General features: G+C 43.9%; 22 protein-coding genes and 1 riboswitch. Of the genes, 19 read left to right on the top strand and 3 right to left on the bottom strand.

Going from position 1 to position 20,580, the window contains the following annotated elements:
- Positions 1 to 35 precede the first annotated feature (35 nt).
- From EGM68_RS13990 to EGM68_RS13930, 12 genes are all read left to right on the top strand, one after another.
- On the top strand, positions 36 to 515 hold the full coding sequence (locus EGM68_RS13990) for a hypothetical protein (RefSeq protein WP_007430644.1): 480 nt from the start codon (positions 36 to 38) through the stop codon (positions 513 to 515).
- Between the two features lie 40 nt (positions 516 to 555).
- A complete protein-coding gene (locus EGM68_RS13985; RefSeq protein WP_013371472.1) occupies positions 556 to 951 on the top strand; it encodes a hypothetical protein in 396 nt (131 codons plus the stop codon).
- 1 nt (position 952) lies between these two features.
- The gene (locus EGM68_RS13980; protein ID WP_129549439.1) at positions 953 to 1,507 is read left to right on the top strand and encodes a hypothetical protein; all 555 of its coding nucleotides are present in this window, start codon (positions 953 to 955) and stop codon (positions 1,505 to 1,507) included.
- Positions 1,494 to 2,483 carry a hypothetical protein gene (locus tag EGM68_RS13975; protein ID WP_129549438.1) on the top strand — a complete coding sequence of 330 codons (990 nt, stop codon included), beginning with the start codon at positions 1,494 to 1,496 and terminating at the stop codon, positions 2,481 to 2,483. Before EGM68_RS13980 ends, EGM68_RS13975 begins: the two co-directional genes overlap by 14 nt.
- A 353-nt stretch (positions 2,484 to 2,836) precedes the next feature.
- On the top strand, positions 2,837 to 3,376 hold the full coding sequence (locus tag EGM68_RS13970; RefSeq protein WP_013371469.1) for a cupin domain-containing protein: 540 nt from the start codon (positions 2,837 to 2,839) through the stop codon (positions 3,374 to 3,376).
- A 437-nt stretch (positions 3,377 to 3,813) separates the two neighbouring features.
- Positions 3,814 to 5,367 carry an ABC-F family ATP-binding cassette domain-containing protein gene (locus tag EGM68_RS13960; protein ID WP_013371468.1) on the top strand — a complete coding sequence of 518 codons (1,554 nt, stop codon included), beginning with the start codon at positions 3,814 to 3,816 and terminating at the stop codon, positions 5,365 to 5,367.
- Positions 5,368 to 5,452: 85 nt separating this feature from the next.
- Positions 5,453 to 5,561, top strand: a riboswitch (TPP riboswitch).
- 330 nt (positions 5,562 to 5,891) lie between these two features.
- Positions 5,892 to 6,485, top strand: a complete 594-nt coding sequence (locus EGM68_RS13955; protein ID WP_064964197.1) for a thiamine phosphate synthase — start codon at positions 5,892 to 5,894, stop codon at positions 6,483 to 6,485.
- 56 nt (positions 6,486 to 6,541) lie between these two features.
- Positions 6,542 to 7,690: a glycine oxidase ThiO gene (thiO, locus tag EGM68_RS13950; protein ID WP_129549437.1), complete on the top strand. Its 1,149-nt coding sequence runs from the start codon at positions 6,542 to 6,544 to the stop codon at positions 7,688 to 7,690.
- Complete coding sequence (thiS, locus tag EGM68_RS13945) at positions 7,687 to 7,890, top strand: sulfur carrier protein ThiS (protein WP_013371465.1); 204 nt, start codon at positions 7,687 to 7,689, stop codon at positions 7,888 to 7,890. Before thiO ends, thiS begins: the two co-directional genes overlap by 4 nt.
- Positions 7,891 to 7,892: 2 nt before the next feature.
- The gene (locus tag EGM68_RS13940) at positions 7,893 to 8,660 is read left to right on the top strand and encodes a thiazole synthase (protein ID WP_040103594.1); all 768 of its coding nucleotides are present in this window, start codon (positions 7,893 to 7,895) and stop codon (positions 8,658 to 8,660) included.
- A complete protein-coding gene (locus EGM68_RS13935; RefSeq protein ID WP_129549436.1) occupies positions 8,657 to 9,715 on the top strand; it encodes a ThiF family adenylyltransferase in 1,059 nt (352 codons plus the stop codon). The genes EGM68_RS13940 and EGM68_RS13935 overlap by 4 nt, the downstream gene beginning before the upstream one ends.
- 154 nt (positions 9,716 to 9,869) lie before the next feature.
- A complete protein-coding gene (locus EGM68_RS13930; protein WP_129549435.1) occupies positions 9,870 to 10,562 on the top strand; it encodes a response regulator transcription factor in 693 nt (230 codons plus the stop codon).
- 67 nt (positions 10,563 to 10,629) lie between these two features.
- Here the strand turns inward: EGM68_RS13930 and EGM68_RS13925 are convergent, their stop codons facing one another.
- Positions 10,630 to 11,130 (bottom strand): C40 family peptidase, encoded by a 501-nt coding sequence (locus EGM68_RS13925; protein ID WP_013371461.1) that lies wholly within the window; start codon positions 11,128 to 11,130, stop codon positions 10,630 to 10,632.
- A 281-nt stretch (positions 11,131 to 11,411) separates the two neighbouring features.
- Positions 11,412 to 12,053: a thiamine diphosphokinase gene (locus EGM68_RS13920; RefSeq protein ID WP_129549434.1), complete on the bottom strand. Its 642-nt coding sequence runs from the start codon at positions 12,051 to 12,053 to the stop codon at positions 11,412 to 11,414.
- Between the two features lie 144 nt (positions 12,054 to 12,197).
- On the opposite strand from EGM68_RS13920, the gene EGM68_RS13915 reads away from it, so the two are divergent.
- Positions 12,198 to 12,662, top strand: coding sequence for a low molecular weight protein-tyrosine-phosphatase (locus tag EGM68_RS13915; protein WP_013371459.1), 465 nt, complete (start codon positions 12,198 to 12,200; stop codon positions 12,660 to 12,662).
- A gap of 142 nt (positions 12,663 to 12,804) precedes the next feature.
- On the opposite strand, the gene EGM68_RS13910 is transcribed toward EGM68_RS13915, so the two are convergent.
- Positions 12,805 to 13,539: an alpha/beta hydrolase gene (locus tag EGM68_RS13910; RefSeq protein ID WP_129549433.1), complete on the bottom strand. Its 735-nt coding sequence runs from the start codon at positions 13,537 to 13,539 to the stop codon at positions 12,805 to 12,807.
- A gap of 255 nt (positions 13,540 to 13,794) precedes the next feature.
- Here EGM68_RS13910 and pdhA point away from each other — a divergent pair, with 255 nt between their 5' ends.
- From pdhA to EGM68_RS13880, 6 genes are all read left to right on the top strand, one after another.
- A complete protein-coding gene (gene pdhA / locus EGM68_RS13905) occupies positions 13,795 to 14,862 on the top strand; it encodes a pyruvate dehydrogenase (acetyl-transferring) E1 component subunit alpha (protein ID WP_016821911.1) in 1,068 nt (355 codons plus the stop codon).
- 100 nt (positions 14,863 to 14,962) lie between these two features.
- Positions 14,963 to 15,943: an alpha-ketoacid dehydrogenase subunit beta gene (locus EGM68_RS13900; RefSeq protein ID WP_013371456.1), complete on the top strand. Its 981-nt coding sequence runs from the start codon at positions 14,963 to 14,965 to the stop codon at positions 15,941 to 15,943.
- Between the two features lie 34 nt (positions 15,944 to 15,977).
- Positions 15,978 to 17,591, top strand: a complete 1,614-nt coding sequence (locus EGM68_RS13895; RefSeq protein WP_129549432.1) for a 2-oxo acid dehydrogenase subunit E2 — start codon at positions 15,978 to 15,980, stop codon at positions 17,589 to 17,591.
- A 3-nt stretch (positions 17,592 to 17,594) separates the two neighbouring features.
- The gene (lpdA, locus tag EGM68_RS13890) at positions 17,595 to 19,016 is read left to right on the top strand and encodes a dihydrolipoyl dehydrogenase (protein ID WP_044786074.1); all 1,422 of its coding nucleotides are present in this window, start codon (positions 17,595 to 17,597) and stop codon (positions 19,014 to 19,016) included.
- A 249-nt stretch (positions 19,017 to 19,265) separates the two neighbouring features.
- Positions 19,266 to 20,060 carry a thymidylate synthase gene (gene thyA, locus EGM68_RS13885; protein WP_129549431.1) on the top strand — a complete coding sequence of 265 codons (795 nt, stop codon included), beginning with the start codon at positions 19,266 to 19,268 and terminating at the stop codon, positions 20,058 to 20,060.
- 17 nt (positions 20,061 to 20,077) lie between these two features.
- Positions 20,078 to 20,566: a dihydrofolate reductase gene (locus EGM68_RS13880; protein WP_129549430.1), complete on the top strand. Its 489-nt coding sequence runs from the start codon at positions 20,078 to 20,080 to the stop codon at positions 20,564 to 20,566.
- Positions 20,567 to 20,580 lie beyond the last annotated feature (14 nt).

Raw genomic sequence — 20,580 nt, 5'->3', positions numbered from 1 at the left:
GATTAACCAATATTACAAGTTGAGGAGAGAAAGAAATGAACAATGCATCAACAGCATTAAAGGTAGCTGCTGGGATATTTTTGACCATCGCACTAATTACAATTGTAGTCATACTGTTTATCTCAGCTCAGGAAGCTACTAAAACAGCACAAAACAATTTCGCCGATATCCAGACCGAATTGTCTCAAGCCTCCTTTACAGTATACGACGGCACAACAATTAGCGGCTCCCAGGTAACCAATGCGCTGCGGAAGTTTCAGGGAAAGGACCAGTTTGGTATTCAGATTAAAACCGGCAAAAATATGGCAGGACAGTGGTATGGAAATGCTCTGAACATTAGTCCAGACAGCGAGCAGTATGGTGCTGTGAATGGCGGCAGTGATAAGACGGGAAAAATTGCGAATACACTTAATGAAAAGGAGAATGAATACGTAAATCCAAGTGGTAAATTCAAGGCTGAAATCGTTAAAGACAAATCAAACGTGGTACGTGGGTTGTTGTTTACCCAGTCTTAAGAAGTACAGCAAAGATGATAGTCATAAGGGAGATGTGAGCATGTCTGATCACGCTTCAAGTATGCTGTGGCTTGGTGTGTCAGTTATTCTATTTATAACCGCATGTGCAGCAGCAGCAAACTTGTCCAGTCAATTGGGTAGTGCACTGGAATTAAGGTCGCAGCGGGAGGAGCAATCAGAGGGGCGGATATCCAGAACTATAGAGGTGGAGACGCCACAACGGATTAAGGGGACTCAAGTTATCCAGACCATTCGGATGAACTTGCAGGAGGGGATTTCGGTTCAAGTTGACGGTTTAGAGTACGATGTATACTCTGAACCGTTTGAGCCTGATGTATCTACCTTGGATGCTTCCTCTATATATGCCATATACCCACAGCGTAATGGGAACGGAGACATAACATCTGTACGTTTTGAGAAATTGGGGGAGGACTGAAGTGGTTCAAACAATATCCAAGCTGCTGGGGGCGTTGCTCGCTGTATTGCTTTTGTACATCGTACCCGCAGCTCAAGCTGCTGAACGGCAGGATGATATATCCGGGTTAAATACATATCATTCGACTGTACATTTTGTTGATATGGTAAGAACCAAAGGTTACATTACACCGACGATGTATAACGATTTTATGCGTGATCTGGAGCTGACAGGCAATACGTACGAAGTTGATTTGGAGCATATGCACAAAAAATATGTACCGAACTATGCAGATGCGGCAAATCCAGACAGTTTTCTGGGTAATTATGAAGCTGTATACGATGGCTACTATAACCCGCAAATCTTACCTGTACTGTTTCCTGATAATTCGCAGCCCAAGTCGGAACAGACACGTCGGTATACCTTGATGGCCGGAGATTATTTTACAGTACGATTACATAATACGAATCGAACTCCTGCGGATTTATACAAATCCTGGATTTTGGGTGGAATAGATAACGATAAGCCGGCAGTTTCAGCTTCTTACGGGGGCATGGTTTTGAATGAAGATTACTGATTTTGCAGTTATATTTGTCCTACTCTTTTTGCCCTTTGGTGTGGTTAGTGATTTACGAGTGCAGAATCAGCGTGAAGTACAGCAGCTAGAAATGAAATATACGTCTGCTCTCCGTACCGCAGTTCAGGATGCAGGTGTTGTGCTCTCACAGAATGAACGTCAGGAACGCGAGGCCGGATATGGATCAGATAAGTTTTTTCGTGTAGATAAAGAAGAAGCACTGACCACGTTCCTGCACACTTTCTTCCTTAATATGGGCATTGATGGGGATACAGCAGCACAACGTGCGTTATTGGATTACATACCAGTCATTGTGATTCTGGACTATGATGGTTATTATACGTTCGCTTCAGCAACCTATAAAGATGCGTATGGACAAGCGGTCATAGGCCACAAGTGGAGCGAAAAAAAGCCTTATGCCTATGTTGATGCAGCAGGCAATAGTGTGGGATTCACCCTGGACAATTATCTGCACGCATATGATGCGCGAAATCAGAGATGGGTGGAGGGTTTTCAAAAGGAGCTTGAGGGTCAGACCCCCATTTCGTTACTGAACAATTCATTAACCTTTGAGCAAATGCGCCGTTCTACCATCGTTCGCACCGTTCAGGAAGATCTGGCTCGAATGATTAACGTCCATAACGAAAAAGCAGCACGGAATGGCATTTCCTATACGTTCACTCTTCCATTCATTCCACAAGAGGAATGGTATAACACGATAGATGATGTGGGTATGATTGCGTTTATCCAAGGCATTCCAGTTGGAGACAGGTATTACAATAACTACGGGTTTGGTGGTGGAAGAGTCGTCCGAAAGCGATCTATTATTGGAGGCATAGAACCTGGTACTGGAATGAAATATTTTTATAGAGATTCATATCCAGCCCCTTTTCAAGCGATTGAGCGTTTTATGGATGAAAAATCTGCGGCAGCTGCTGGGTATTTCGAATACAAATATCATAACAGCTTAAAATAATCACTCTCCGGGGTGGGTTTCGTATTATTAGGTCAACTAAAAGGTTGGCCTGCAGTGACAGCCTAGTCTTTCGATTTTATGGTCACTGCTATTTTAAAGAGTGAGTCAAATAAATGGAATTTGATACTCGACATATCGGGGGAGTTCCAACGAAGCTAACACCACTCGCAAAGTATATGCAGTTATATGTAAATTTAAGTGCTAATATCTGTTGAAGTAAAAGACGAAACCGCTTGTGAATATTTTTGTCTTGGCATCATTTAGGCACTTGTCTAATGTTGAAGGTTTTTAGTCCTTTATATAGGCAACCGCATATGATAAGTAAACACTGAATCAAAAAAAGGAGAATGAGTATGTACCCTAAATCATGCCATCACTTCCCATGGCATATTCCTATGTATAACAGCTGTAATTACAACTATCGGAGTTATAATCCTCAATACTACAATTGGTACAACAACGACAGTAATCTCAATGAAAAGATAATATTAAGAGATTATGGACAAAGTCCATTTGTAGTGAATATTGACCAGGCTGCAAATCAAAACAAAAATTATCGTACTGCTATATGGACAGGGAAACATTTTCAAGTGACTCTGATGAGTATTAATGTTGGCGATGATATCGGTTTAGAAGCTCATCCAACAACTGATCAATTCATACGTATTGAAGAAGGTCAGGCACTTGTTCAAATGGGGGATAGGAAAGACAAATTAGATTATCAAGTGATGGCCTATGATGACTATGCAATTATGATACCTGCTGGAAAATGGCACAATGTAATTAATACAGGAAATACGCCCCTTAAGATATACGTTATCTATGCACCGCCTGAGCATCCATTTGGTACAGTTCATGAAACAAAAGAAATTGCCATGTCTGCTGAAAGATAGCCAATTATAAATTAATTTTATTTCATCCCGGTCCAGAATCCAGACCGGGATGATTACATTTTCTTCATTTTATTATTCCTCCGATACTCATGAGGACTGTCTACATAGAGTTCCTTTTTATTAATTGTTATTAGAACTTATCAATTATTTAGGTATTCGTTGCTAGGGAATTGTAAGCTTCTGTATACTAGAAGCTTAGATTACCAAAGCAGCAAGAAACTCCTTACGTACCTACCGAAGAGGAGCTTAAGTGCTACTACGATTAACTGTTTTTCTTTTTTTAGGCCAATCCATCTGAAAACCTTAAAATTCGCTGTTTTCAATATTCCGATAAGGGTGCCGGATGTGCTACAATAAAGCTTTGAAAGAAACAATAGCTATATGAAATAAGAACACTCGGCAATGCCGATGAGACAATAAGGAGCCAAAAACAGCTTATGAGTTTATTGACTGTAGAAAATGTATCCCACAACTTTGGGGACCGTGCGTTATTTAAAAATGTTTCCTTTCGATTACTTGCGGGGGAACGTGTAGGATTGGTAGGAGCAAACGGTGTTGGTAAATCGACACTCATGAACATTCTGACTGGAAAATTGCTTAAAGATGAAGGCAAAGTGGAATGGACTCCACGTGTACGTTATGGCTATCTGGATCAGCACACCAAGCTAACGCCAGGTAAAACAGTACGTGATGTATTAAAAGACGCGTTTCTTCCTTTGTTGGAACTGGAAAAGGAAATGATGCAGATTACGGATAAAATGGGAGAGGCTTCTCCCGAAGAGTTGGAAGTACTGCTGGAACAGATGGGAGAAATTCAAGAGCAACTGGATATGGGGGATTTTTACCTCATTGATGTGAAGGTTGAAGAAATGGCGAATGGATTAGGTCTCTCTGCCATCGGACTGGATCGGGATGTAGCAGCCCTTAGTGGTGGGCAACGGACAAAGGTGCTGCTTGCGAAGTTGCTGTTGGAAAAGCCAAATGTATTGCTGCTGGATGAGCCTACCAACTATTTGGATGTGGAGCATATTGAGTGGCTTACGCGATATTTGAAGGATTATCCCTATGCTTTTATCCTAATTTCACATGATACTGAATTTATGAACCAAGTCGTTAATGTAATCTACCATCTTGAATTTGCTAAGATGACCCGTTATTCAGCTAACTATGAAAAGTTTCTTGAAATGGCGGATCTGAACAAAGCCCAGCATATTGATGCATATGAGAAGCAGCAGGAATATATTAAGAAACAGGAAGATTTTATTCAGCGCAATAAAGCGCGCGCATCTACATCAGGTCGTGCAAAAAGCCGTGAAAAGCAGCTTGATCGAATCGAACGTATTGATAAGCCAGAAGAAGCCGCAAAGCCAACCTTTCAGTTCAAAGAAGCCCGTGCAAGCGGGAAAACAGTTTTTGAGGGTATTGATTTTGAAATTGGCTATACTCATGCCCTTTTGCCTAAAATGTCCATGACGATCGAACGTGGCGAAAAGATCGCAATTGTAGGCTGCAATGGTGTTGGTAAGTCTACGTTACTCAAAACCATTCTGGGGAAAATACCTCCAATCAGCGGAAAAACCTATCAAGGAGATTTCTTGCAGCCCGCTTATTTTGAGCAGGAAGTAAAGGCAGAGAAAATTACACCGATTGACGATGTATGGAATGAATTTCCACATTTGAATCAGCATGAAGTACGAGCGCATTTGGCGCGTTGTGGTTTGAAGAATGAGCATATCACGCGGCCTCTGTCTGCGCTTAGTGGTGGAGAACAGGCTAAAGTCCGCCTTTGTAAACTGTTAATGCGTGAGAGTAACTGGGTACTGTTTGATGAGCCCACCAACCACTTGGATGTCAAAGCAAAGGATGAACTCAAACGCGCTTTGAAGGAATACAAAGGGACCGTATTGCTTGTATCCCACGAACCGGACTTTTACGAGGATTGGGTAACCAAAACGTGGAATGTAGAAGAGTGGTCTAGTAAAGTTAACTAAAATCCAGTTCTGACAGATTTCATACAAGGTGGGGTTTGCAGAATTAGGAAAATATGCTAAGCTATCTTTAGCTGATACAATAAAATAGTCACACTAGGGGAGCCGCCCATGCGGCTGAGACGAAATAAATGGATTTCGGACCCTTTGTACCTGATCTGGGTTATGCCAGCGTAGGGAAGTGAGTACTGTACAAACAAGGTAGTAGCTCTTTACTTTTGTTTGCGCAGGGAACGATATACGTTTACGGATATAATAGTCCGTTTGATTTTGAACGTTTGTCAAGCCACTTCCTTTGGGAAGTGGCTTTTTGCGTTTCGTTCATCTTCATTTGTTCGAGTTTCCGTAGATGGATTTACATATAATCTCCTTTCATTATTGCTGGTACATGTGGCTGGCTCCGTATGATATTACCCAATATGGAGCTAAAACAATATAGATTCAGCTAATACGATTTTTTTATAACACAAGTTCATATTCTTTAGTCCAAGTGAGGTGAAAATGAGATCGAATTACACGTAATTACGATGGAAAGTGTCTCCTGTGTGAATGTACCCCAAGTGGCTGCCGCTATTTGTCCTTATATTCATTATGTACACGCACGTTCGAAACAGAAGGGTGCCTCTGCTTTGCTTTCTTTGACTCGTAGCATGATCAAGCAGGAAGTTCCTTTGCGGCAAATTGTAGTAAATGACCGCGTGGACGTAGCTTTACTTACCTCGGCAGGAGCTGTCCAGCTTCCAGCTAATGGGTTATCTGTGGTGGATGCGAAAAGTCTACTTTCAGAGGGTACACGCTGTGGAGTGTCTGTACATTCCTTGGAGGAGGTGCAGACCGCCGAGCAGGCTGGAGCAGACTATGTACTATTTGGTCATGTATATGAGACCCATTGTAAAGCCGGTCTTGTACCGCGGGGTATAGCACAGCTTGAACGCATTTGCAGATTGTCGGACATTCCGGTGATAGCGCTGGGAGGCATACAACCCCATCATGTTCCAGAGCTTTATCATGCTGGAGCAAGCGGAATTGCGGTGATGTCTGGTATATGGCAAGCAAAGTCACCCGTTGCAGCAGCGATGGAATATAGGCGAATGGTAGATCTTGTAGTTCACGACCTGTAGCAAGAAAACAAGACGAAGGGAAAGCAGAAGCTCACTGGAGAGGAGACACGGAACATATGTCAAAGACACATACAGAGAAAAAAGCGATAGGACACGCTGAATGCTTGGTCATAGGCGGAGGTGTGATCGGCAGTTCCATTGCTTATCATGTGGCTAAGGAGGGACGTAGTACGATCATGCTGGAACGATGGATCCCTGGTGAGGGAGCATCAGGAGCAGCGGTGGGAATGCTGGCAGCGGAAAGTGAAGAGTTTGCAGACCTTGAGCTGGCACGATTTGCCCGTACAAGTCGAGATGCATTCCCTGACCTTGTCTGTGATTTGGAACGTTTATCGGGTATTTCAGTGGACTTTCGTACAGGAGGATTTGTGACCCCATTTCGTTCGGAAGCAGAGGGCCAAAAACGCTGGAATGCTGCGAATATGCGAGAGGATGATCGTCCCATTTGGTGGGATGCCAAGGAGTTGGCCCGACGGATTCCGGGCTTGGCAGATCAAGTAATTGGGGCTATCTACCGATCAAAGGAGACACAAGTGTCTCCTGTCCAGCTTTGCCGTGCTTATGCAGGGGCAGCTGCGGTGCTGGGAGCAACAATATGGTCTGGAACTCAAGCTGAGGAACTGGTCATACAGGATGGTCGAGTTTGTGGTGTGCGAACGGATAGTGGTTTTTTTTCCTGCGATCAGGTCGTGATTGCCGCAGGCTTGGACAGCTTGAACTTGCTAGAACAAATTGGGTTTGATTATCCACTATACCCGGTCAAGGGCGAAGCGGTAGCAGTCTCCTTGAAGGATCATCCGTTGGATTATACCATTTATGCTGACGATATTTACCTCGTGCCTAAACAGAATAACGAGCTTTGGATTGGTGCCACAAGTCTTTCGCATCAATATGACAAAGAGGTGACCGTAGGAGGCTTAAAGGGGTTGTTAGCACGTGCATCTGCCTGGTTACCGCGTGTACAGGAAGCTTCTTTTGTACGTGCATGGGCAGGCTTGCGTCCGCAGGCAACTGCGGAGCGTCCTTTCATTGGTCCTGTTCCTGGGGTAGAGGGCGTCTATGCTGCAGTCGGGCATTATCGCAACGGTGTCCTGCTTAGTGATGCGACTGGGCGAGCGATGGCAGCTATGCTTAAAGGGGCTGGTGCAGCTGGACTTGGAATAAGTAAATTTTCTTCTGAACTTTTCAAGGAGGAAAGCTTATGAAGCTGACCATTAACGGACAGAGCATGACCATTTCCAATCGAATCACTCGTGTGGATCAATTGCTGCATGAACTTGATTTAAAGGTGAAAACCGTAGTGGTAGAGCTGAATCGGCATATATTGACCCGTGAAGATCATCATGAAACGGTACTTAAGGATGGAGATTGCCTAGAAATCGTACATTTTGTAGGAGGCGGTTGATCATGTTAACCATTGGAAAAGCATCTTTTACCTCAAGGCTGTTGCTAGGAACAGGGAAATTTTCGGATCTGGATATCCAATCCCAAGCCGTAGAGGCTGCTGAGACGGAAATATTAACGTTCGCTGTGCGCAGACTGAATTTGGAGGAACGGGATAAGCAGCATTTTCTCGATACACTGGATTTGAGCCGGTATACACTTCTTCCCAACACAGCGGGGGCAACAACAGCAGAGGAGGCAATCCGTATTGCCAAGTTGGCAAAAGCCTCCGGCTTGTGCGATATGATTAAGGTAGAAGTCATTGGGGATAGCAAGACGCTGTTGCCTGATCCTTTTGAAACATTGAAAGCTAGTGAAAAGTTGCTAGAGGAAGGCTTTGTCGTGCTACCCTACATATCGGATGATGTGATACTAGCGAAGAGGTTGCAAGAGCTTGGAGTACATGCCGTAATGCCTGGAGCGTCGCCGATTGGTACAGGACATGGTTTGCTCAATCCGTTTTCGTTAGAGTTGATTATCGAGCAAGCGGAAGTTCCGGTCATTGTCGATGCTGGTATTCGCTCACCTGGTGACGCAGCAATGGCAATGCAGTTGGGAGCAGATGGTGTTCTGCTGAATACAGCTGTCTCAGGAGCGAAGAATCCTGTGAAAATGGCTGAGGCCATGAAGCTGGCTGTACGTGCAGGCAGATATGGATTTGAGGCGGGGATGATTCCTGTAAAACGTTATGCCTCAGCAAGCAGTCCGATAGAAGGCATGGTTCAGGGATGAGGATTACTAAAAAATCTGCTCCTGAACCACCACAAAGTGACCGTTATTCCAGACAGGAAAGGTTTGCACCCTTTGGGCCTGCAGGCCAACGCCGGCTTGCTTCCTCTCACGCACTAATCATAGGTGTTGGAGCGCTGGGCACAGGTATTGCAGAAACGTTAGTTCGTGGAGGCGTAGGTACGGTAAGCCTGGTAGACCGGGATTATGTGGAATGGAGCAATTTGCAGCGCCAGCAGCTTTTTCAGGAAAGTGATGCTGTGCAAAGGTGTCCCAAAGCAGTAGCTGCCCAGCGAAGATTAAAGGATATTAATTCGGAAACAATTATACATGCACATGTCTTGGATGTTGGGATAGAAGAGCTGGAAGAGTTGATCCAGGGGGTAGATCTCATGATGGATGCAACCGATAATTTCGATACCCGGCTTCTTATGAACGACATGGCACTCAAGCATCGCATTCCTTGGATTTATGGAGGATGTGTGGGTAGCTATGGTGTAACTTACACTATTTTACCGGGTCAGACACCTTGTCTACACTGTCTGATGGGAACTGTACCGCTTGGAGGGGAGACCTGTGATACGGCCGGGATTATTCCGCAGGCAGTACAAATGGTCACCGCTAACCAGACTACGGAAGCTTTCAAGCTTCTTGGTGGATATCCTGAGAACTTGAGAGGAAAGTTGCTTTCGTTTGATTTGTGGAAAAATGAGTATGTAGCAATAGCAGTGGATCGTCTAAAAAAAGCGAATTGTCCTTCTTGCGGTAGCCAACCGACGTATCCCTATTTATCAGCCTCTTATCGGCAGAAAACAGATGTTTTGTGCGGTAGGGATACCGTTCAAATAAGACCTGCCAACCGAACACATCTGAATCTCGCAGAGATAGCAAATAGATTTACAGCATTGGGTGAGGGGAACGTAGAGTGGAATTCGTATCTGGTTTCCTTTAGTGTGGGCGAGCATCGCTTGGTTGTTTTTGCAGATGGCAGAGCGCTGATCCATGGGACAAAGGACGTGGCAAAAGCAAAAAGTCTATATCATCGCTATTTGGGCTGAAAACCATAAACCATAAAGCATAAAGCAGAAAACCATTCTTTGAGAATGATTTTCTGCTTTTTTGTTACACTAACACAAATATGTTTTAATGGCTTATAACAAACTTGTTCGTATCCAATATGTAATGCGATGTCCAAACCAGGTGGGTGAAAAGATGAGCCCGTTAATTGTACTTGTGGATGAAAATGAAGAGCCCGCTGTATTCGTTCATCCATTGGAGCAGGCAGGTTATCAGGTGGTTCATGTTCGTAATACGTCGGATGTAAGCCCTTATATAGCTCAAAATCCTGTGAGTTTGCTACTCCTGAACATTAAAGATGAACAGGCGGACACTCAAGGCTTGATTCGCATTTTGCAGCAGAACTATCCTCATATTCCACTGCTTGTAATGATTTCATCAGATGAGGAAGCACTTATGGTTTACTGCTTTGAACAAGGAGCACATGATGTAATGGTAGTGCCCTTTTATCCTAGAGTTCTTCAGGCTAGAGTAGCTAATTTATTACGAATTTTTGGTGTTGAACGTGATGTGAAAAGAGCAATCGAGGCAGGGGATTTACATATAGACACTGCAAGCAGAATGGTGAGCAGAGGGGAGCGAAAGCTGGAATTAACTCCGAAAGAATTCGATCTTTTGCTACATCTGGCGATACATCTTAACCAAGTTTGTAGCAGGCAGCAAATTTTAAAGGATGTTTGGAAACATGATTATATCGCTGATACGAACGTAGTAGATGTGTACATCAGGCATTTAAGGGTTAAAGTAGATAGAGGGCAAAAGTTTAAAATGATTCGAACCGAACGAGGCATTGGCTATTCACTCAGAACGCCGATCGAAGCAAAATAGCATAAGTTATGTATAAAAAAAGCCGGAACTTTTCGTCCCGGCTTACCAATCTTAAATGAGTTTTACATTACAGCACGCGACGTGCTTTAATGTACGTTCTTTTCCAGTTTCCGGAGTTCAAATCAGAGATGGTCACCCCAGGTCCACCGTAAGTGTGTAGGATTTTACCCCCGCCCATATATACTGCTACGTGAGTAATATTGCGTCCTGTGGCACGGCTACCGCTTGAAAAGAACACTAAGTCACCTTTTTTCAAATTGGCCTTGGATACGGCATGTCCGACTTTAGACTGTTGAACAGAAGTACGCGGCAAATCGACTCCGTATTTCTTGAATATGTGCTTCATGAAAGAAGAACAGTCAAAATTGCGTGTGGTGCTTGTGGAAGCTCCAAACTTATAAGGAGTACCCATATATTTTTTGCCGTAGTTAATTACTTTTTGACCTACAGTAGTAGTAGCAGTAGCAGCTTGTGCTGTATTTGTTCCCTCAATGGCAAAAGTACCAAAGCCGATAGTGGCAGCGACTCCTGCGATAATTACCTTTTTTATGATTTTATGCATATTCATGTTGTAAGTACCTCCAAAAATAGATTTGTGCAATATTTTGCTGAGTTGCTAACTAACTGACAGCGTTGAGTATAACAGTTTTGAAGCCGCCTAATAGTTGGAAAACTACTCTCAAATGCTTGTGGGGCAAGGCTTACGTCGCAATTATTAAAAAACGATTAAAAATTACAATTTGTAAAAAATAAATTAATTCTAGTACCTTCAAAAAACCGAAAAACCCTTGTTAGTCAAGGGTTTTGAGTGTGTGAACAACTTTTTAAATAGTTACAACAATGTCATAATTAATCTTTGCTTTGAATAACGAGTAGTAGACCGCTTTTGATAGAAATAGTACCTTTTGCAGCCGTTAGCTTATTGCTGACACCCCGTGATTGTCCCATTTTGAGGGTGGCATTATGAAGGGGATACATAAATCCTTCCAGTTGTATACCTGTTACTTCGGCGGTCATAGGAATCAGGGATGTATATGTATATCCCATGGGCTGGATCTCGAGCGTTGATCCGGTCAGCTCAATATAATTATGTGCGTCCATGATAGCGCAACTAATGTGATGCTGCATGGCCCGTACTAATATTTGAACATTGGCTAAGGTGTGGTCCATTCGAGTGCCAGTAACACCGAGCAAGAGTACATGATCTACTTGTTCTTCCATAGCAATTTCTAAAGCAAGCTCTGTATCAGTTAGGTCCTTATGTACTGGATCGCACGCAATCATACGTTGGCTTGCTGATTTTACCTGTTCTTGTTCCTCTGAAGTAATCGAATCAAAATCTCCTACAGAGACGTGTGGTGTAATACCGCGTTCTATCAGGAAAAGGGCACCTTTATCTGCGCCTATAATAAAATCATCGGGTTGTATTTGTTGTAAATCTTCTTCATTAAGACGACCGCCTGAAAATACAATGGCTCGCTTTTTCATCATAACCAACATCCTTTCTTTCTGCATACGGTTCCAGATATACGATCATTTTAAGTATACCGCGTTAAATATGGCTTGCACAATTTTGGAGGTCCTGGCTACAATGGAACAGAAAAAAAGTGCGACGTGAATAGGAAGGGGAACGAAATGATTAACGTTTTGTTTGTGTGTTTGGGCAATATTTGCCGCTCTCCCATGGGGGAGGCAATACTGAGACATAAAGCAAAGGAACGGGGATTAGACGCAGAAATTCGGGTGGACTCGGCTGGAACAGGTGACTGGCATATTGGAAATCCTCCGCATGAGGGAACGCTAAAGCAGCTTAAACTGCACGGAATCAGCGAACAAGGCATACAGGCACGGCAAATAACGGATCGTGATTTTGACGCATTTGATTATATTGTGTGCATGGATGACTCTAATGAACGAAATATGCGTAAACTTGCAGGTGGAGCAGATGCTGATATTCTAAAGTTCATGGATTTGCTTCCCCAAGAAAAGTTAAGAGAAGTACCCGACCCATATTTTACCGGAAATTTTGAAGAGACCTATCGATTATTGGACGCGGGATGCGAGGCCTTGCTGGACAAGATCATAGAAGAAAAGCTATAATGTGAACGACAGATGACGGCAATCATTGCCGTTTTTCGTTATACATTTTTGAAAGCGTAACCAAATTATAAAAAAGAGGAAGGAGCCTTATGACCTCCTAGGTCAATGCTCATTCCTCATCATTGTCTGGGATGTTTTTTACTCAGGCACGATCCAGAAAATACATTAGCGCGTCAGGCAACTCGTTTTGCCAAAAGCCCCATAAATGTTTACCATCCTTTTCACGGTAAGAAACTTCGGCGTTCCGCTCGCGCAGTAAATCTGCGCATTGACGGTTCAGCTCTACAAAGTTGTAAATGCCGGTATCACTCTCAAAAGCATCTTCCTGAAGGCCAACTGTCATCCATACATTTAGATACGACAGTTCTTTCTCACGGGCAATAATTTCTTGCGAAGCTTCATAGTAGGCACCTGAGAGGCTAATAATGCGATTAAACAGCTCAGGATACAATAGCGCCAAATGCAAAGACACACTGCCTCCCAGTGAATCCCCAGCCAGAATGCGGGAAGCTGCATCTTTTCTTATAGGATACTTTTGTTCCACATAGGGAATAATCTCTTCTGCAAAACAGGCAGTGTATGCCTCAAAACGATTGCCGAAGGGAGCGTACTCCTGAGTTCTGATTTTGGTGTTCACTTCCACGCCTACAATAATGAAGGGTTCCACGCCCTCATCCAGTATGAGACGGTTGGCCTGTGTTGCAATTCGTCCAAAGTTGAAGAATTCCTCTCCATCCTGACAGTAGACGACCGGGTAGCTCAATATTTCATTATAGCCGGGCGGCAAATAAATCCGAAGAATTCGGGTTTCGCCAAGTAAGCGGCTATCTACTTCGTCTTTAAGGATGGTTCGTTTTAAATACCGAGAATCCGTCATTTTTCGTCACCTTTCTTGGGTATTATTTTGCATTAAGGATCACAATAAGTTAAGATTACCCTGATTGCAATAGATGTTTAAAATTTCAATCATGTACTAAGCTGTTATAGTAAAAAACACACCCTGTTACATACACAAAATTGTGCCAAACTCAAAAAAAATAACTAAATCTTTGACGCGAGCGATATAACAGGTGTATAATAATCCTATAACAGCGGAACTTGATATTCAAATTTTTTTGTTGAGGTGAAGAAAATGAGCAAGGTTCCTTATGAAGTTTACACAGAGGAAGTTGAGGCTCTGTCCGTACTTTCTCCGGATGGTGAAATTATCAATAAAGATAAATTGCCTAAACTTACAGATGATCAATTGAAAGAAATTATGTATCGTATGGTATTTACACGTACTTGGGATGACCGTGCTGTTAACTTGGGCCGTCAAGGACGTCTCGGCTTCTACGCTCCGGTATCCGGACAAGAAGCAACAATGGTTGGTAGTGAATTTGCGCTCCAAAAAGAAGACTTTATTGCACCAGGCTACCGAGATATTCCGCAACTCGTTTGGCATGGCCTGCCATTATATCAAGCTTTCTTGTATTCCCGTGGTCATCAACATGGTGGTCAAATTCCGGACGGCGTTAACGTATTGATGCCGCAAATCATCATTGGCGCGCAAATTCTGCACGCTATGGGAATTGCAATGGGCTACAAACTGAAAAAACAAAAACAAGTCGTCATTACATATACAGGTGACGGTGGTTCTTCCGAAGGTGACTTCTACGAAGGTCTGAACTATGCTGGTGTGTACAAATTGCCAGTTATTTTCTTTGTGCAAAACAATGGTTACGCGATCACAACTCCATTCTCGAAACAAACCGCTGCCCTTTCGATCGCTCATAAAGCAGTAGCTGCTGGTATTAAAGGCGTGAAAATTGACGGTATGGACGTGCTTGCAGTTATTAAAGCTGTTCAAGAAGCTGCAGAGCGTGGACGTAATGGCGAAGGTGCAACATTGATTGAAGCCGTTACTTACCGTTTCCGTCCGCATTCCCTTTCTGATGATGCAACGAAATATCGTTCTAAAGAAGAAGAAGGCGAATGGAATGCAAAAGATCCAATTGCCCGCTTTGCGAAATACCTTGAGAAAAAAGGTCTTTGGACTGAAGAAGATACAGCTCGCGTAAAAGAAGAAGCTAAGGCAAAAGTGAACGAAGAGATCAAAAAAGCTGAGAAAACAGAAAAAATGACAATTTCTGGCCTGATCGATAGCATGTTCGAAACTACGCCTAAGCACTTGGAAGAACAAAAAGCTGATTTTAAATAATTGAACTTGAAAGAGACCGGGCGGCAACCCGATCCGGTCTGCTTTTCGATTGACCTGAACTGAAACTGATCTGTCAATGTTTAAGGAGGAAATGAAGCAAATGGCACAAATGAACATGAAAGAAGCGATTCGTGACGCACTGCGCGTAGAGTTGAAACGCGACCCTAACGTCCTGCTTTTCGGTGAAGACGTAGGTCATGTAGGTGGCGTATTCCGCGCTACAGAAGGTCTGCAAAAAGAATTTGGCGAAGAACGTGTATTCGATACTCCGCTGGCGGAATCCGCAATCGGGGGTCTTGCTGTCGGTCTGGGTATCCAAGGTTTCCGCCCTGTAGCTGAAATCCAGTTCGTAGGCTTTATCTTTGAAGCACTCGATCAAATGGCAATTCAAGCATCCCGTATGCGTTACCGTTCCGGTGGACGTTACAATTCCCCAATCGTATTCCGTACACCTTTTGGTGGCGGTGTTAAGGCAGCCGAGCTGCATACAGATTCCTTGGAAGGTCTTTTGACTCAAACACCAGGTATTAAGGTTGTTGTTCCTTCCAACCCTTACGATGCAAAAGGTCTTATGATCGCGTCTATTCGCGATAACGATCCAGTATTTTTCATGGAGCATTTGAACCTGTACCATGCATTCCGTGCTGAAGTTCCTGAGAATGATTACACAGTTGAACTGGGCAAGGCTAATGTAGTTCGTGAAGGTTCCGATGTGACGATCATTACTTACGGTATGATGGTACACACTTCAGTTAAGGCTGCTGAAGAGCTGGAAAAAACAAAGGGTATTAAAGTGGAAATCATTGATTTGCGTACAATCAGCCCGATTGACATTGATACCATTGTTGCCTCTGTTCAAAAAACCAATCGTGCTATCGTTGTTCAAGAAGCGCAAAAGAGTGCCGGTGTTGCTGCTGAAGTTATTGCACAAATTAATGAAAAAGCAATCCTGCATCTGGAAGCACCAGTTCTGCGTGTAGCAGGTCCGGATACCGTTTATCCATTTGCTCAAATTGAAGATACTTGGTTGCCAACGCCAACACGTATCATTGATGCGGTTAATAAAGTATTGGAATTTTAATTAAAGCACACCGTAAATTTGGGAGGTTTTAAACGTGGCAAAATTTGAATATAAATTCCCGGAGCTGGGTGAAGGTCTTCACGAAGGCGAAATCATCAAGATGCACATCAAGCCCGGCGACAAAGTAACTGATGATGATATCATCATGGAAGTACAAAACGACAAGGCTGTAGTTGAAGTTCCATGTCCGGTTAATGGTACGGTTCAAGAAGTATTTGCCAAAGACGGAGACGTCTTCAACGTAGGTCAAGTTGTGGCTGTCATCGACGCAGAAGGTGAACTTCCTGAACAAGAAGATGCACCGGAAGCACCAGCTGCTAGCCCTGAGCCAAGTGCTGCTGCACAAGGTGGAGCTGCAGGTGCAGCTAGATTTGAATATAAATTCCCAGAGCTGGGTGAGGGTCTTCACGAAGGCGAAATCATCAAGATGCACATCAAGCCTGGCGATAAAGTAACTGATGATGATATCATCATGGAAGTACAAAACGACAAGGCTGTAGTTGAAGTTCCATGTCCGGTTAATGGTACGGTTCAAGAAGTATTTGCCAAAGACGGAGACATCTTTAACGTAGGTCAAGTTGTGGCTGTCATCGCTGCTGAAGGTGAACTTCCTGAGCAAGAAGAAGCACCAGCTGCTGTTAAACAAGAAGAGGATACTGCCAAAGGTGGAGCGAACACGCAACCAGGTGCAACACCTGCTGCTTCGAACAAAGACGTACTGGCTACACCTAGCGTTCGCAAATTTGCACGTGAGCAAGGTGTTAACATCGCTCAAGTGAGTGGCTCCGGCAAAAACGGTAAAATCACTAAAGAAGATGTAGAAGCTTTCAAAAATGGCGGAGGCCAAGCGGCTGCACCAGCAGCGAAAGAAGCTGCAAAAGCGCAAGAGCCAGCTAAAAAAGAAGCGAAAGCTGCAGCACCATCCGCACCAGCTGTAGATCCGCGTGCTGAGGAAGAACGTGTACCATTTAAAGGTATCCGTAAAGCAATTTCCAATGCTATGGTTAAGTCGGCTTACACGGCTCCACACGTTACAATTATGGATGAAGTGGATGTAACCGAGCTGGTTGCTTTCCGTACTCGTATCAAACCAATTGCAGAGAAGAAAGGTACAAAAGTAACTTACCTGCCATTCATCGTAAAAGCTTTGGTTGCCGCTTCCCGTCAATTCCCGGCTCTGAATGCCTCGATCGACGAAGAAGCTAACGAAATTGTTTACAAAAAATACTACAACATCGGTATTGCTACAGATACAGACAACGGCTTGATCGTTCCTGTTATCAAAGATGCTGATCGTAAGAGTATTTGGATGATTGCTGATTCCATTCGTGACCTGGCTGTACGCGGTCGTGATGGTAAATTGGCTGCCAATGAAATGAGAGGAAGCACGATTTCCATCACGAACATTGGTTCCGCAGGCGGTATGTTCTTTACTCCAATCATCAACTTCCCTGAGGTTGCAATTTTGGGTACTGGCCGCATCAGTGAAAAAGCAGTCGTGAAAAACGGTGAAATTGTTGCCGCTCCAGTAATGGCTCTTTCCCTGAGCTTTGACCACCGTATTATTGACGGTGCAACTGCTCAAAACTTCATGAACTATATTAAACAGCTGCTCGCTAACCCTGAGCTGCTTGTAATGGAGGTGTAATCAATGGTAGTAGGAGACGCTTCTCTGGATATTGACACATTGGTTATCGGTGCGGGTCCTGGCGGCTATGTAGCTGCCATCCGTGCCGCACAGTTGGGACAAAGCGTATTGATCGTTGACAAATCTGAGCTGGGCGGTGTCTGCTTGAACCGTGGATGTATTCCATCCAAAGCTTTGATCTCTGCAGCTCATCAATACGAAGCAGCTAAACATGGCGAAACTTTCGGTATTACGGCTGAAAATGTAAAAGTAGATTTTGCAAAAACACAAGAATTCAAAAACGGTGTTGTTAAGAAAATGACTGGCGGCGTAAGCGGCTTGCTCAAAGGCAACAAAGTCGAAGTTTTCAACGGTGAGTGCATGTTCATCAACGAAAACGAAGCGCGTGTATTCAACGAACATGAATCACCACGTTACCGTTTTAAAAATGCAATTATCGCAACAGGCTCCCGTCCTATCGAATTGAAGCCATTCCCGTTTGGCGGACGCATTCTGTCTTCTACTGAAGCATTGAACCTGCCTGAAATTCCGAAAAGCCTGATCGTTATCGGTGGTGGATATATTGGTGCAGAGCTTGGACAAATGTATTCCAAATTCGGTTCCAAAGTAACGATCATTGAAGGTATGGATACTGTTCTTCCTGGCTTCGATAAAGATATGACTTCCATCGTTTCGAAAAGCATGAAGAAAACAGGTATCGAAATCTTCACTGGCGCTAAAGCGGAAACTGCGGAGCAAACTGATAAAGATGTAACAGTGAAATTCTCTGTTAACGGTGAAAGCAAAGAAGTAACTGCTGAGTACCTGCTTGTAACTGTTGGACGTCGTCCAAATACAGACGGTGAACTGGGTCTGGATTTGATCGGTGTAGAACTGGATGAACGCGGAATGGTGAAAGTTGACCACCAAGGACGCACAAGCATCCCTCACATCTTCGCAATCGGCGATATTGTTCCTGGTCTTGCTCTGGCTCACAAAGCTTCTTACGAAGGTAAAGTAGCTGCTGAAGTAATTGCTGGCCAACCATCTGTTGTAGACTATAAATGTATTCCGGCTGTTGTGTTCACAGATCCAGAATGCTCTAGCGTAGGCTACACAGAGACACAAGCTAAAGAAAAAGGCTATAATGTCAAAGTTGGCAAGTTCTCTTATGGAGCAAACGGTCGTGCCGTTTCCCTGAACGCTGCTGAAGGCTTTGTAAAAATCGTAGCTGACGCAGATACAGGTCTGGTACTGGGTACGCAAATCGTAGGTCTGGAAGCTTCCAACCTGATTGCTGAGCTGGGTCTGGCGATTGAAATGGGTGCTACACTCGAAGATATCTCCTTGACTATCCATGCTCACCCTACACTGGGCGAACTTGTGATGGAAGCTGCAGAAGTCGTAATGGGTCATCCGATCCACGCATTGGCGCCACGTCGCTAATTCCATTTCATTATCTTGTTTTTGGTTTTCATACATGAAAAAAGAGGCAAGGAGCGCTATATCTGCGCTCTTTGTCTCTTTTTTTCAAACTTTAAGATTATTGGACTATCATGAAAATTCACACAGCACATGGTCAAAAAAGTACCCTACATGATAAACTAAATATAGATTAATGGGGTAGATCGAGAATTTTAAAAATTAAAAATTGACGATGCTGTATTTTATTCATGCTCAAAGGAGAGAAACAACGTGCGCAACTACTTGGAATTGTTGGAGGATATTTTAGAGAACGGAGTGAAAAAAGAGGATCGGACAGGGACGGGAACATTATCTGTGTTCGGAAGGCAACTTCGTTTTGATCTGGCCAAGGGCTTCCCGTTGGTGACCACTAAAAGAGTACATTTGAAATCCGTTATACATGAACTGTTATGGTTTTTGCGAGGGGATACCAATATTGCTTATCTCAAGGAGAACGGAGTTAGCATTTGGGATGAATGGGCAGACGAGCAGGGGAATCTGGGACCTGTGTATGGATCGCAATGGCGCGCATGGGAAGCACCGGACGGACAACATATTGACCAAATTGCGAATGTCATTGAGGCTATCAAAAACAATCCGGATTCACGTCGACATATCGTCAGTGCTTGGAATGTGGCTGAAATTGAATCAATGAAGTTGCCACCATGTCATTTTGTATTCCAGTTCTACGTAGCTGGAGGAAAGTTATCCTGTATGTTGACGATGCGTTCAGTGGATACTTTCCTTGGACTGCCATTCAACATCGCTAGTTATGCATTGCTGACGCATATGGTTGCACAGCAGTGCGGTTTGGAGCCCGGAGAGTTTATTTGGTCAGGCGGCGATGTGCATATTTATTCAAACCATATACAACAAGTGCATACGCAGTTGGAGCGTGATCCTTATCCCTTGCCACAGTTAAAAATCCTGCGCAAGCCGGAATCCATTTTTGATTACACTTACGAGGATTTTGTTTTTGAGAATTACGAGCATCACCCAGGGATCAAGGCGCCTGTCGCCATCTGATTAGAGGAGGTGGAAAGATGAGCATTTCGATGATATGGGCTATGGCACAAAATGGTGTGATTGGCCGGGATAACAGTCTTCCTTGGCGCCTTCCCAGAGACATGGCCTTCTTCAAAGAGCAGACGATTAATAAAACGGTACTCATGGGACGCAAAACGTGGGAATCCTTTGGCGGGAAAAGCCTACCAAACCGCCGCAACGTCGTTTTGACTCGAGATGAGCGCTATCAGGCGGAAGGTGCGGAAGTAATCCATACGCTGGAAGAAGGGCTCCAACTTGCCCAGAAAGAAGAGCTAATGGTCATTGGCGGAGCGGAGATTTATTCACTGTTTTGGCCACATGCTGATCGGCTGATTGTGACTCGAATTGTGGAGACCTTTGAAGGTGATACGACGTTTCCTGAGCTGGATTGGAGCGGCTGGACTATAGTCAGTGAGACGCCAGGTATCAAGGACGACAAAAACCTGTATGACTACCGTTTTGTTGTTTACGAGAGAACAGGATAACAATAGATGAACTC

The organism is Paenibacillus sp. M-152 (assembly GCF_003856555.1).
GTDB classification, from domain to species: Bacteria; Bacillota; Bacilli; order Paenibacillales; family Paenibacillaceae; genus Paenibacillus; species Paenibacillus polymyxa_C.
This window is presented reverse-complemented; position numbering and strand designations above follow the sequence as displayed.